Genomic DNA, 13,705 nt, shown 5'->3' on the forward strand with positions numbered 1-13,705 from the left:
CACTTGGATTCAATTTATTTTGTCCAAGTGGCTAACTTGTTATTGAAATTTTCGTTTATTTTAAATATGTTTATCTCGTATCTCTTTTATTTTTTAGCATTTAATTCTGTTTACGATATGAAATTAATTCCACTTTACAAAAAGATACTCTTTCTTCCCGCCTTTTATTTTGCCGCCATTTTTATTGCCGTATTTGTCAACGACACCGTCTATTTAGTGCTTCTAGTGGTCATTTACTTCTCTTTAAGAAACAAAAATTCTAACAAATATTACCTGGTAAATTCCATATTGCTGGCACTTCTATTCGAATTCACTTCTTCAATAATTGCTTCCGTTATTATTACAAAAATCTATCTTGTTTATAAAATAAACGATTTATTATTAATAACTGGTACGCTCTTGATTCAGTTTATTATTTTGCTAATAATTATTTTTATCTTTAAAAAACTTAAGTTGAATAGTCTCATTCAAAATTTTAATTCACCATACCTGAGCATAGTTTTAACCTATTCTTCTATGGTCATACTTGCCTTTATGTATTTTATCCAAAAATTCAAAGCTTATTTAGACTTAACAACAGGTATTCTAATTTTTCTGATTGTCCAAGGAATCGCTATTGCCTTCATCTTCATTCATGAGAATGTCCGTCAAAAGGAAGCTTACGAAAAGAAATTGATGGCTGAACAATTAGATAATTTAAGCGATTATACTAAACAGCTTGATAGTGACCAAAAAGAAATGCATAAATTTCGCCATGATTACAAAAATATTCTTAACAGTTTAAACGAAATTGCTATTACCAATAACAACAATGATTTGAAAAGCTCACTAAACGAATTGGAAGGTTACTCAACTAAATACTTCAGTAATATTTCTATGGATGACTTTAAAGATTTGGAATACATCTCAAATCCCTATATTAAGTCACTCATGATCAGTAAATTGAAAACTATTAAATCTAACAATATCGACTGCTATTTTGAATGCAAAAGTGATATCGACAATGTAAGTATCAATATTTTTGACCTCATAAGACTAATGGGAGCTAGTATTGATAATGCCATTGAAGCGGTTAAAGAACAGCCAAATGGCAAGATCCAAATTATCCTGATTAACACTGATGGACAATTAGAAATCTCGATTAAGAACACTATTGTCAAACACATTTCCGTTTCTAAAATTGAACAATATGGCTTTTCTTCCAAGAAGAATCATGACGGGCTTGGTATGATTAACATCCAAGATATTAAAAAGAAGTATAAAAACCTTTTGGTTTCCTACAATACCCGCAATAATTGGTTCAGCATGCAATTTACCATTACAAAATCAGGAGGGAAAAAATGAGTTATCCTATTATTATTTGTGAAGATAATCCAATCGAGCTGAAACAACTCAATACTCTGATTGAAAACTATCTCCTCTTTCATAATAATTTCTTCGAAATTGAACGTACTGCTCAAAGCCCTCGAGATATTCTTCAGTACTTACGAACATCCCAACCTAACCGTGGAATTTACTTTTTGGATATCGACTTACAAGCAAAAATTGACGGTATCGATTTGGCAAAAAGAATTCGAGAATTTGATGTAGAAGCCAATATTATTTTTACTACTACGCATGAGGAGTTAGCACCAGAAACTCTCAAGCGAAAGGTTGGTGCCATTGGTTTTATCGAGAAACAACAAGACCTCGAAGCCTATCGTGACGAAATTTATGACACACTTACTTATGTAGAAAAGCTAATTAAAAAATCATTAGAATATCATCAGCAAAACTTTGTCTTTGAAATCGGTACGCAAATATTTAATTTTAATCAAAATGAAGTTTATTCAATCGAATCGTCCAAAATTCCTCACCAATTAATCTTTATATCCGATAATGGTCAATACGAATTCTATGGCAAACTCAATGATTTAGAAAAGAAATACGCTTTCTTATTTAGAATTAGTCGTTCCTGTCTTATCAATCCAATCAACATCAGACAGATTGATTTTCCATAGGGAAAGCTACTAAATTAAAGAAGAAACTGCAATCTATCACTAATATTTAAAGCAAAAGGATTCGAGCAATCACGCTCGAGTCCTTTTATTTTTATCCTTTTCAAGACATAAAACCACCCCATCCAAGATATTTCAACTCTAAATAATCACACAGTTGTTAAAATTATCAGTGTAAAGAATCAATTATGATACGGGGTGAATATTATGAAAAACATATTTAGCACACTATTCATTATTATTGGTATCTGGCAATTTTTCGCAACAACGAATTATTTCAAAACTATCAAAACATCAGGTGGCAAATCCACATCAGCATTTTCACCGATGGCAATTTGGTTCTCATTTATACTTGCAATCACTTTTATCATTTTGGGACTTGGTTCACTCTTTAATTGGCTCTAAAATTTCTTAACAACACAGGAGATATCATGCCGCAAAAAATAATCCAACTAATACTCCTTTTACTACTACCGATATTTATACAGCTAAATGCCTTAACCATGGTCTCAAAATCAGGCAATATCGTCTTTACACTAATTATGTTTGGAGCTATCTTATACGTGTTAATTCGCATTACCAAAAAATACGATTTACCATACCAGCACCTTCCTCACAACTATCTTCGAAAAAACTAAGAATATTTACAGTAATATCCTTTCACATCAATTATTGAATATAATATCGACAACCCTATTTTTCTTATAAAGGAGGTGACAAAACAAATGGCTAAACTAACTTGGTTTGCTGGTGGCAAAGATCGTGGTGATGAAGCAATTGCTATCATCGATGACTTACTTAATAATTTAAATACCGATGCCAACAAACAACCTCTACAAGAGGTACTAATCGAATTCAAAGATGAACTAGAAAAAAGAGGATCCGCCGTTCCCTACATCTTAAGTAGGATGAACATATCAATTTCTAACGCACTTCATAAGAACAAAATTTCATTAACAGAAGAACAACAATCTAAACTACAAAAATTAACTCAATTATCAAATATCAGATATGGCTATTAAAATAAACGACGTCCATTCAGATTAATCAATCCACAAAATTAAAGTGAATTGAGATTCCTGAATAGACGTCGTTTTTTAATTCTAAATTTAGAAGCAGAATCTAGTCTGGAACAAAAAATCATTAGCTTCAAGTCGCGTCCGCTACGTTCCAGCGGCCCACAGATTTTTTGTGGAAGACGACATATTTACCCACTAAAAAAGACCTCAAACGAGGTCTCTTCCATTTCTATATTTGTCCAACTTCAACTGAAACTTCATTGGATAATTTTTTATCTAAGAATTTTTGAATCTCTTTATATGACACATTAAAATTCATTTCCACTTGTTGTGGTCTCTTTGTATTAAAAATGACTGCTACTTTTGGTTTACTACCTTGCAACTCGATTGGTATCAAAGTTACGTGAATGATTTGCGAGTAATCCAAAACACCCGAATAGAATCCGTTGATGACGATTTTCTTCGAACCAATTCCCCCAACACCATTCATAATGTTAAGTAACATGAATAAAGCAACCATGATGATGTAAGATAATTGATTTGTTGGTGAGAAAAGTAGCCAGGCACCAATGAAGGCGGCAAAGATCAGCGATGAAACCTTATAAATTGATTTGATTTCAATTTGGGACTGCCAATACACATTGAAGGCTGCACCAAGGAAAAAGATGATATCAACTATTATTAAAATTACATTCATTTTGACTTTATCCCTTTTCTAAAAAATTTAAAATATTGTTCCTTACTATTTCCATTACATCTATATTGTATCGTAACAGTGTGACAAATACATGAAGTTGCGTATTAGAAACGTAAAATTATGCATTTAAACATAAATTTTTGTTTATTAATAACATTATTGGCACAGAATTATTACCCTAAACCGTCATCTATCCTTTGAAATCACAGCTTTTAATATTATTTTGTTAAGTTGTCCTAATTATTAAGTTTACTGGGTTTAAAAGACACCTCTAACATGATATTATATGTTGAGAATAAAAAGGGGGAGAACAGCTTGAGTGAAAAAAATAAAAAACACGAAAGCCTAATTCATTACGCTAACGGTCCTTCCTTGGAAGAAATTAATGATACCGTTGATGTTCCGACAGACGCAGGTTTCTTTAAAACCTTGTTAGCATATAGTGGACCAGGTGCCTTGGTCGCCGTGGGTTACATGGATCCCGGTAACTGGGTAACATCTATCGCTGGTGGTGCCCAATTTAAGTACAAATTACTATCCGTTATCTTGATTTCTAGTTTAATTGCGATGCTACTACAATACATGTCAGCTAAACTAGGTATCGTGACCGGAAGAGATTTGGCACAACTAACGAGAGATCGAACTAGTCGAGTCGGAGGATTCTGTTTATGGATCATCACCGAATTGGCTATCATGGCAACCGATATCGCCGAAATTATTGGTTCAGCGATTGCCTTGAAATTGCTATTTAATATACCGGTATTATGGGGTGTTATCATCACGGCCTTTGATGTTCTATTACTATTGGTCTTGATGAAACTAGGATTCAGAAAAATTGAAGCTATCGTAGCCACACTTATTATGGTTATTCTATTAGTCTTCTTGTATGAAGTTATTTTGGCTAAACCAGATGTTGGCCAGATGATTGTCGGATTCATCCCCGAACCTAAGATTTTACAAAATCAGAGTATGCTTTACCTATCATTAGGTATTGTTGGTGCAACAGTTATGCCACATAACTTATACTTGCATTCATCTATTTCACAGGCTAGAAAATACGACCGTAATGATCCAAAGAGTATTCATCAAGCCGTTAGATTCTCAACTTGGGATTCAAATATCCAATTAACATTAGCCTTTGTTGTTAATACTTTACTATTATTACTTGGTGCTGCATTATTCTATGGTACAAATAGTGATTTGGGACGTTTCGTTGATCTATTCAATGCCCTTCAAAATCCAAAGGTTGCCGGTGCAGTTGCTAGTCCCGTACTAAGTATTTTGTTTGCCGTTGCCCTATTGGCATCTGGTCAAAACTCAACTATTACTGGTACACTTTCCGGACAAATTGTTATGGAAGGTTTCATCCATATGAAGATGAAACTATGGGCAAGACGTGTTATTACTCGTCTTCTATCCATTATTCCAGTTATCTCGTTTGCCATTATTTTCCACGGTAACGAAGCTAAGATTGAATCACTTTTGACATTGTCACAAGTATTCTTGAGTGTCGCTTTACCATTTTCAATTTTCCCATTGATCAGATTCTCCAGTAACAAGAAACTTATGGGTGAATTTGCCAATAATAAATTTATTGAATATCTAGGTTACTTTGTTGCGGTAGTGCTAACTATTTTGAATATTTGGTTAATCTATACAACATTTGTGCCAACCGCTTAAAAGTTAAAGAGCAGTTTCTTCGAAAATGAGGGAACTGCTTTTTTTATTTACTCCTTATATCAAAATGGAAGTATACTTCCATTTTCTTTTTCAAACCTTAATTGTAAATCGATCCTCTAATCTGGTATCATTTACCCAACAATACAAATAGAAAGCAAGGAATACTGATTGAATGCATTAGTAAATATGTACGGTCCATTCTTTGATCTTCATAACTGGGCAACTGTTATTGAATCGGGGGAAGATTGGTTAGTTATCTTATCATTGGTAGTCATGGAGTGTATGTTGTCAGTCGACAACGCGGTAGTTTTGGCCGCTCAAACACAATCACTGCCTAACAAAGTTGAACAAGAAAAGTCATTATTTTACGGACTATTCGGTGCTTATATCTTTAGATTCTTAGTTATCGGTGTCGGGGTCTACTTGATTAATTTCTGGTGGATCAAAGTCTTTGGTGCCGCCTACTTGTTCTATCTCTTCTTAAATCACTTTTTCTTTAGTAAGAACAAGAAGGTTGAGGTTCCAACAGAACCTAAAAAAGAGAATGTCTTTGAAAAACATCTTCACATTTCCAGATTCTGGCAAGTCGTTATCTCAATTGAATTAATGGATATCGTCTTCTCAATTGATTCTGTTTTGGCCTCACTAGCCATTTCCAGTAACCCGGTTATCGTCTTAATTGGTGGTATGATTGGTATCCTAGCTATGAGAGGTATCGCTGAACTAATCATGGGCTTGATGAGTAAGATTCCTGAACTAAACGGTATGGCTTACTTCTTGATCATGTTCATTTCGGTAAAATTATTCTTGTCGATTCCAGCGATTGACATCGAAATACCTAATCTTGTCTTCGTAGGTGTCTTAGTTGGTGCCATCATCGTTACCCTAATTATTCATATTATCAACAATAACAGAGCTCCCAAGAGCAAGAAAAAATAGCCTCCGTCAGGAAGCTATTTTTTATTTTGCAATTTCGAATGTTTCAAACTGTAAGTGAAGTAAACAACGATTCCAATCAAGATCCAAATTCCAACACTGATTTTAGAAATAGCTGGCAACATCAATAAGAAGTATAAACTAGCTACCCCAGCAAAAATTGGTAGGAATGGATACCAAGGCATCTTGAAACCTGTATTAGGAATGTCTTTACGATGACGTAGAGGAATAATTCCAAAGGAAATAAAGACAAAGGCCAACAACGTTCCAGCATTGATCAATGACGTTAATTCAGTCAATGGCACTAAGCCCGCAAAGAAAGCTTGAACTACTGTCGCTACTAAAATGGCATTCTTTGGAACTGAATATTTGAAGTCGACTTGTCCCATTTTCTTAGGCAACAATCCATCGCGGCCCAAAGCGTAAACTAGACGAGATCCACCAAAAAACATCGTCAACAATGATGTGAAAATACCGACTAAGGCACCAATGGTAATCAGTTTATTCCAAGTATCCAGATGTACGACTTTCAACGCATAAGCGGCTGGATCATCAACGTTTAAGTCCTTATAATTGACGATTCCGGTTAAAACAAGTGAAAAGGAAACATACAAGATTACTGCAACAATAACTGTTCCCAGAATTCCTTTAACCATATCCTTTTTCGGATTAATGGTCTCCGCTGAATTGGCTGCCAAAGCATCGAATCCAACGAAAGCAAAGAAGACTGTAGCACAAGCTGTCGAGATTCCACCTAATCCAAAGGGTTCAGTATGGAACTGTTTAGGATAGAATGGCACATAATTGCTAGTCTTAATATAGAAGAAACCGACCACAACGAAGAGGACGATAATCGCTACTTTGATAACAACCGCAACGTTTTCAACTTTCTTAGAAAGACTGGCACCGTGGGAAATGATGATAGCAATCAATAAGACGATCAACGTCGCCGAAATATTGATTCCACCACCTTCCAGAGGACCTGCCGATAAGAACTTAGGTAGATGTACTCCAAAGGCTCCTAAAATATTGTTGTTAAAATATGAAGCAAAACCAACTGCTTCCGCTGAAACAGTTAAAAAGTATTCCAAAATTAAAGCCCAACCTAGAATCCAGCCGACTATTTCACCATAAATAATGGAACCAAATGAATAAGCCGAACCTGCGACAGGCATTGCCGAGGAAAATTCAGCATAAGCCATACCGACTAAGCCAGAGACCAGTGCAGCAATCAAGAACGCTATCGCCACCGCTGGACCAGCGTGTAACGCCGCTTCATGTCCTGGCAAAATAAAAATACCAGTTCCAATTACGGCACCAATCCCAAGTGACAAAAGATCCCTTGCACCCAAACTCTTTGTTAGTCTCGAATCCGCCTTGATGTAAGTGTCGACGGATTCCTTCTTAAAGACATTTTTCATAAAAATCTCTCCTTAAATTACACAGAAACAAGTAATTTACATTAAGTTTAAATTCTACTACAATTTTTTTCATAAAAAAAGATGATTTGTACATAAATCCTATACACACGTCTAATTATCGTTTACACATCGAAATAATTATGAGGCAAACAAAAAATGTAGGAAGCATTAGTAAGAATGCCCCCTACATTTTTATTATTACTCTTTTCCATCAATACGATATTTCGTTGGTGCATAGCCGGTATACTTTTTAAATGTCTGGCTGAAATAGCTCAACCTAGTAAAACCTAATGCATCTGAAATCTCATTAATACTGTCATCCGATTCCTTTAACAGAATCATGGCTTTTTGAATCTTTCGGGCATTCAAATATACCGAAAAACTCAAACCTGTTTCCCTCTTAAACAGTTTGCTGAAATAATAATCTGACAAATAAACTTTTCCCGATACTTGATCGAGTGTTAAACGTTTATCTAAATTACTATCAATAAACTCAATTGCTGCAATAATCGATTCATTTGATGTTGATAAATGTCTGATTCTCTTCAATGCACCACTCTCATTATTATCGAGATCATCAATCGCTTCATCGACATCCAATGAATACTTAATTATGAAATCACCAATCCCTTTCTCTTTGATGATCAATTTAGATACACTCTCAAATAAGTATTTTAAATACTCAACTTGTTGCTGTAATTTTTGAATTACTATAATGTTACTCGGATCAGTATTTTTTACAATGTCCTGAGCGACACAAATCTTTCCTACCCGTTGATTGATTATAGCGACACGCAACGGTGCGTCAGCATATTCCATGCCATACTTATATTTGCTAATGCTCAACTTAGATAAGTCTCTAGCTTTATTTATTCTAGTTAATTCACTCTTCTCTGTTAGCTTACCAAAAATTCCAGCCTGTAAATGATCCTCATTGTTTAACACAAATATAGCTATATCATTAGTCTGTGCATACGCTTGCAACAGATGGATCAATAGCTTATCACTACTAGATAATAAAGACTGCAAGTCAAATTCTTCCATAATTGTTAGCCAACCAATCTACAGTACTTAAATATTTGAATTTAGATATTCCATTAGCACTACAGCGTCATTATGTTCTTCATCTTTTGCACTATATAGTATTAGTACATCTTGTGTTTGAAGAGCCTCTTTTACGGACTTTAGAAATTCTTTGGTATATGGATTATTGTTAATCTCATCCAAATATTTATTTTTGAATTCTAAGTATTTTTCAGGATCATGTCCAAACCACTTACGCAATTCTGCTGATGGGGCTATCTCTTTTGCCCATAAATCAAGATCTGCACGTACCTTAGACATTCCTCGTGGCCAAAGTCGATCTACCAGCACCCGATACCCTGATGGTAAATTTTTGTCATATATACGTCTCATAACTAATTTAGTCATCTTAACATCCTCTTCTTTACCATGTTAATTGTATCACATAATTTACAGTTATATTTTACTTACTTTTTGCAAAATTTAGCACTCGCCAATTAAGAGTGCTAAATTCTTGAACTTCCATAATTCAGGTTTTATACTGTATTTGTAATCAAGGGAAAGGAAGTAATGATATATGGCAAATGAAATTATGGATCGTAATAATTTAATGAGAAACTTATTTAACGGTGACTCTTGGATGAATAATTTTCCATCTATATTTGACAATAATTTCCCAGAAGATTCAACACTAAAGACTGATATTAAAGAAAATAATCAAAATTACGAATTACACGTTGATCTTCCCGCAGTTGATAAGAAGAATATTGATATCACTTACGATAACAATATTTTAACTATCAGTGGTCACCGCGATAGTTTTACCGATCACAACGATAAAGATGGCGACGTAATTATGTCGGAGCGCTCAAGTGGTCATTTCATGAGACAATACAGATTGCCACAAGTCGATCAAGATAATATCAAAGCTTCATATAATAAAGGTGTTTTGGAAATCACTCTTCCAAAGATGAATAAGGAGATTAATTCTGGACATCATATCGATATCGACTAATGCTTTACGTTTATTTTTTTGGAGTTCTATTAGCACTCAACTTCACCGAGTGCTAAAAATTTATTCTATTAAAAAGGAGTAATTATTTATGACAAATGAAATTATGAATCGTAACAATTTAATGAGAGACTTTTTCAATGGAGACAATTGGATGAACAGTTTTCCATCATTGTTCGAAGATAGTGCTTTAGAAGGTTCTAACTTAAAGACTGACATTAAGGAAACTGATAAGGGTTATGAAGTACATATTGATATGCCTGCTTTCGATAAGAAGAATATCGACATCAATTACCAAGATAACATTTTAACCGTCAGTGGTCGTCGTGACAGCTTCAATGATCATAACGATAAGAACGGTGACATGATTATGTCCGAACGCTCAAGCGGCCGCTTCATGAGACAATATCACTTACCAGCAGCTGACGTTGAGAACATCAAAGCCAACTATGACAATGGTGTCTTGAAGGTTAACCTTCCTAAGTTAGAAAAGAAAACTAGCTCAGAACACCATATCGATATTGACTAATGTATATTCATTTAGGTTTTACAATACCTAAAAAAGCGAAACAGGATTTAGTCCGGAACAACAAGATAAAGGCCGAACTTAGAGATCCATTATTTTGCACGAAGTGTGAAATAATTAGCTCCAAGTCGGCCCATGGCGTTCCAGCCAAATTTTCTTGTTGTGGTGGACGGCATCTTACCATCATTTCCACCTAAAATGGAAGATTTATATGAATTCACAAAATCTTCACATTTTATAAATATTTAATTCATAAAGGTTGAGTATTATATAAATTGTAGATGAGAGATATAGATAATCCCTTTTCTCCCCCCCCCTATAACATATATATATTTAATCCCCTAAATAAAAAGTACCTTTCCCCGAGGTACTTTTTTTATTGTCTTTTACGTGCCAGTTAGTAGTAGTTAGTCGTAAAATACGATATACTATTCTTTGCAGAGTAGTTTTCTGCTCTCATGGGATGTAACTTTTAAAGTTACAAAAGGACAAAGAATTTATAAAAATATAAAAGACTTATCAACTATGGGCTATCCAAAAATGTTTTATAATTTTCAAACAACTATAATTTCCTGATAAGCCAGTAATATATAAACTGTAGATAAGAGCCAATACTCTTTTCTCATCCCCCTATAAACAATATTTAATCCCCTAGAAAAACACCCTTTCCGAAAAAGGGTGTTTTTTATTTGCTGTTTTATATCAATGCTCCTCGTAAAATAAATTCGGCAGGAATTAACTTCTTAACGATTTTCTTTTCAAAAAGAGACCAAAAAGCATATTCTCCAATTTCATTCAGCTTATGATCAATGGTCGAGAAATTCATCAAGTAACTATAATCTAAGTTTTCTTGACCTATAACAGGAACATCAATCTGCATTTTCTTCAACTGATAAATAATTCCAGCTGCAACTTGGTCTCCATTGGCGAAAACTGCATCTAGATTTGGATTTTGGGCAGTTAATTCCTTAGCTGCTTGAATTCCATCTTTGAAAAATTGCATATTTCTAACTAATAGTTTTTCTGGACACCTTTTTTCAAACACTTTGTAATAAGAATCCACTGTTGATTTAGCGCTTCGACTTGTTTGTTCGTTACGACTTATCGTAACGCCTATATTTTGAAATTTTAATTTCTTTAATAATTCAAAAGCATCTACATAAGATTTTTCCCGATCAGTATAAGCACATGAAATCGGATAATTCAGAGTATCTTCGCAGCAAGTAATCGAGCCATACTTTTGATACTCGACAATAGTCTCAAATGGAATAGCTCTAGAGGTAAAAATCAATCCATCAAATGCTTGATGCTTTAACATTTCTAAACATTTGATTTCACTTTTAACATTATAATGTGAAGGCAATAATGTAACCTGATAATTTTCTTTGAATGCTGCCTGAGTAATAGCGGAAACTAATTTTTGAAAATAAGGATGATTATTATATGGCATAACGACGCCAACACGGTAAGTTTTGCCGGTACTTAAGGCTCTGGCAATATCATTGGGATGATAATTCAATTCCTTCATTGCCTTGAGAATCTCTTCTTTGGTTTCCTTAGCAACATAACTTTGATTATTAATAACCCTAGAAACGGTTGAAACTGAATGTTCTGACATCTTTGCAACATCTCTGATATTTGACATTTTGAGCACCTCTTTTAATTGTTAGCTTGCTACAACAGTTATAAAATAATATTTCTAAAAAAATAGAACTTCACAAAATCTTCACATTTTCAATATAATTGGTTCACACTTATTGTTTATAGTATTACTTGTAGATGAGAGATATCTCATCTCATCCCCCCTATAACATATATATTTAATCCCCTAAAAAATAAAAGAACACCTTCCCCGGGTGTTCTTTTTGTTTTGTCTAAATACTTTTAACTGTCGAATGAATAGCTGCTGCTTTCATCATTAAATCAGTAACTTCAATATTTTTGAATCCAGCATCTTGCATCATCTGGCACAGTTCTTTGATACTAACAAAACGATTAACTGAATCATCCAGGTACTGATAATCGGATTTATTCTTTGCAAAAATTTTTCCCATTAAAGGCATTAACTTATTAAAATACAATTTCCAACCTAACTTTATAACCGGCGTTTCAACTTTGAAGGCTTCTAGACAGATCAACTGTCCACCTGGCTTCAAAACTCGATAGATTTCACTCAAAACTTTGTTAGCATCGGGAACATTTCTTAATCCAAAGCCGATTGTGACTACATCGAAACTATTGTCTGCAAAATTCAATTGCATGGCATCGCCAGTCTCCAAAATAATATTAGTCAACTTAGACTGAGCAACTTTTTGTTGAGCTAATTTGAGCATCTCTTGACTGAAATCTACACCAATAATTTGAGCATGATAGAATCTCCGTCCTAACATAATCGTCCAGTCAGCTGTGCCACAACAGAGATCCAACACTTTTTGAGGATGATTGACAATTTTTTCAGTAGCCTTTTTACGCCACTTTTGATGTGTTCCCAAACTCATAATGGAATTTAATTTATCATAATTACCCGCGATGTTGTTAAAAGTAGTTTGAACGTCTTTTTCGGGAACTTTATTAGTCAGACTCATTGTCTATCCTCTAATCGATATTATTTAAACGTCCATAATACATTAGATACTTCTTGCCACTAGCTGAAACTTTATATTTTGATACACCACCATTATCAGGTTGAATGATGTTTGAAATATCCTTAGCACCAGTCGTGACTTTAACAAACGAACGACTAACGAATCCGTGACAAACTACCAAAATCTTCTCGTCACCTTTTTTAGCCATGTCATTCATGAAGTCTTCAACACGTTTGTAAACATCCGCATATTCTTCACCATTAACAGCGTACTTAGTATAATTTGGTAATAAATATTTATTTTCATCAAAGGCGTCTGGATGTTTTACGATCAATTCTTCTTCTCTTAAACCATCCCATGAACCATAATCAGCTTCAACAAGGCGTTTATCCTGTTGAATTTCGTGTGCCCCTTGATTCAAAATTTCAGCTGTTTGCATTGCACGCTTCATTGGACTTGCATAAACTTCATCAAAATCAGTGATATCTATATGCTTTTCTAATTCCTCAATTTGCTTGATACCTTTGGCGTTTAGGGGTTTGTCGGTAGACATTCCATTGATTCGAGCCTCAGAGTTAGTGTCTGTTTCACCATGTCTCACAATATATAATTCAACCATAAAAATCTCCTCTTTGTTAACGCTTAAATTCTCCTTTTAGTATTTCATTATTGACTTTACAATGCAACTCAATTATATTAAGTGTAATTAAATAAATGATCCTTTAAATTTTGGTCCCGTGAGGCTAATAAGGAAACACGTTCAGTCTTTTATTTCGCATACACGGGATAGGGGACTATTTTTTTACAAA

General features: G+C 34.2%; 15 protein-coding genes. 8 read left to right on the top strand and 7 right to left on the bottom strand.

Annotation, left to right across the window (positions count from 1 at the left end):
* Nucleotides 1–534 precede the first annotated feature (534 nt).
* The 4 genes from FD33_RS12745 to FD33_RS05570 all read left to right on the top strand — a co-directional run bounded on the left by FD33_RS12745 (nucleotide 535) and on the right by FD33_RS05570 (nucleotide 3,019).
* Nucleotides 535–1,344 carry a sensor histidine kinase gene (locus FD33_RS12745; protein WP_025085918.1) on the top strand — a complete coding sequence of 270 codons (810 nt, stop codon included), beginning with the start codon at nucleotides 535–537 and terminating at the stop codon, nucleotides 1,342–1,344.
* Nucleotides 1,341–2,000 carry a LytR/AlgR family response regulator transcription factor gene (locus tag FD33_RS05560; protein WP_025085917.1) on the top strand — a complete coding sequence of 220 codons (660 nt, stop codon included), beginning with the start codon at nucleotides 1,341–1,343 and terminating at the stop codon, nucleotides 1,998–2,000. The genes FD33_RS12745 and FD33_RS05560 overlap by 4 nt, the downstream gene beginning before the upstream one ends.
* Before the next feature lie 204 nt (nucleotides 2,001–2,204).
* On the top strand, nucleotides 2,205–2,402 hold the full coding sequence (locus tag FD33_RS05565) for a hypothetical protein (RefSeq protein ID WP_025085916.1): 198 nt from the start codon (nucleotides 2,205–2,207) through the stop codon (nucleotides 2,400–2,402).
* Nucleotides 2,403–2,722: 320 nt separating this feature from the next.
* Nucleotides 2,723–3,019, top strand: a complete 297-nt coding sequence (locus FD33_RS05570; RefSeq protein ID WP_025085915.1) for a bacteriocin immunity protein — start codon at nucleotides 2,723–2,725, stop codon at nucleotides 3,017–3,019.
* 226 nt (nucleotides 3,020–3,245) lie between these two features.
* On the opposite strand, the gene FD33_RS05575 is transcribed toward FD33_RS05570, so the two are convergent.
* A complete protein-coding gene (locus FD33_RS05575) occupies nucleotides 3,246–3,713 on the bottom strand; it encodes a hypothetical protein (RefSeq protein WP_025085914.1) in 468 nt (155 codons plus the stop codon).
* A 276-nt stretch (nucleotides 3,714–3,989) separates the two neighbouring features.
* Between FD33_RS05575 and FD33_RS05580 the strand changes: the two genes are divergently transcribed.
* A complete protein-coding gene (locus FD33_RS05580; protein ID WP_162256979.1) occupies nucleotides 3,990–5,393 on the top strand; it encodes an Nramp family divalent metal transporter in 1,404 nt (467 codons plus the stop codon).
* 168 nt (nucleotides 5,394–5,561) lie between these two features.
* A complete protein-coding gene (locus tag FD33_RS05585) occupies nucleotides 5,562–6,332 on the top strand; it encodes a TerC family protein (protein WP_025085912.1) in 771 nt (256 codons plus the stop codon).
* Nucleotides 6,333–6,346: 14 nt separating this feature from the next.
* On the opposite strand, the gene FD33_RS05590 is transcribed toward FD33_RS05585, so the two are convergent.
* From FD33_RS05590 to FD33_RS05600, 3 genes are all read right to left on the bottom strand, one after another.
* Complete coding sequence (locus FD33_RS05590; protein ID WP_025085911.1) at nucleotides 6,347–7,750, bottom strand: APC family permease; 1,404 nt, start codon at nucleotides 7,748–7,750, stop codon at nucleotides 6,347–6,349.
* 198 nt (nucleotides 7,751–7,948) lie between these two features.
* On the bottom strand, nucleotides 7,949–8,794 hold the full coding sequence (locus FD33_RS05595) for a helix-turn-helix domain-containing protein (RefSeq protein ID WP_025085910.1): 846 nt from the start codon (nucleotides 8,792–8,794) through the stop codon (nucleotides 7,949–7,951).
* Between the two features lie 27 nt (nucleotides 8,795–8,821).
* The gene (locus tag FD33_RS05600) at nucleotides 8,822–9,181 is read right to left on the bottom strand and encodes a DUF488 domain-containing protein (protein WP_025085909.1); all 360 of its coding nucleotides are present in this window, start codon (nucleotides 9,179–9,181) and stop codon (nucleotides 8,822–8,824) included.
* Between the two features lie 169 nt (nucleotides 9,182–9,350).
* Between FD33_RS05600 and FD33_RS05605 the strand changes: the two genes are divergently transcribed.
* Entirely contained in the window at nucleotides 9,351–9,788 is a 438-nt protein-coding gene (locus FD33_RS05605) for an Hsp20/alpha crystallin family protein (protein ID WP_025085908.1), read from the top strand.
* 88 nt (nucleotides 9,789–9,876) lie between these two features.
* Entirely contained in the window at nucleotides 9,877–10,314 is a 438-nt protein-coding gene (locus FD33_RS05610) for an Hsp20/alpha crystallin family protein (protein WP_025085907.1), read from the top strand.
* Between the two features lie 694 nt (nucleotides 10,315–11,008).
* Here the strand turns inward: FD33_RS05610 and FD33_RS05615 are convergent.
* The 3 genes from FD33_RS05615 to FD33_RS05625 all read right to left on the bottom strand — a co-directional run bounded on the left by FD33_RS05615 (nucleotide 11,009) and on the right by FD33_RS05625 (nucleotide 13,515).
* Entirely contained in the window at nucleotides 11,009–11,956 is a 948-nt protein-coding gene (locus FD33_RS05615; protein WP_025085116.1) for a LacI family DNA-binding transcriptional regulator, read from the bottom strand.
* A 229-nt stretch (nucleotides 11,957–12,185) separates the two neighbouring features.
* Nucleotides 12,186–12,896 carry a bifunctional demethylmenaquinone methyltransferase/2-methoxy-6-polyprenyl-1,4-benzoquinol methylase UbiE gene (gene ubiE / locus FD33_RS05620; protein ID WP_025085117.1) on the bottom strand — a complete coding sequence of 237 codons (711 nt, stop codon included), beginning with the start codon at nucleotides 12,894–12,896 and terminating at the stop codon, nucleotides 12,186–12,188.
* A gap of 10 nt (nucleotides 12,897–12,906) precedes the next feature.
* Nucleotides 12,907–13,515, bottom strand: coding sequence for a histidine phosphatase family protein (locus tag FD33_RS05625; RefSeq protein WP_056954768.1), 609 nt, complete (start codon nucleotides 13,513–13,515; stop codon nucleotides 12,907–12,909).
* Nucleotides 13,516–13,705 lie beyond the last annotated feature (190 nt).

It is taken from the genome of Companilactobacillus paralimentarius DSM 13238 = JCM 10415 (assembly GCF_001434985.1).
Taxonomy (GTDB): domain Bacteria; phylum Bacillota; class Bacilli; order Lactobacillales; family Lactobacillaceae; genus Companilactobacillus; species Companilactobacillus paralimentarius.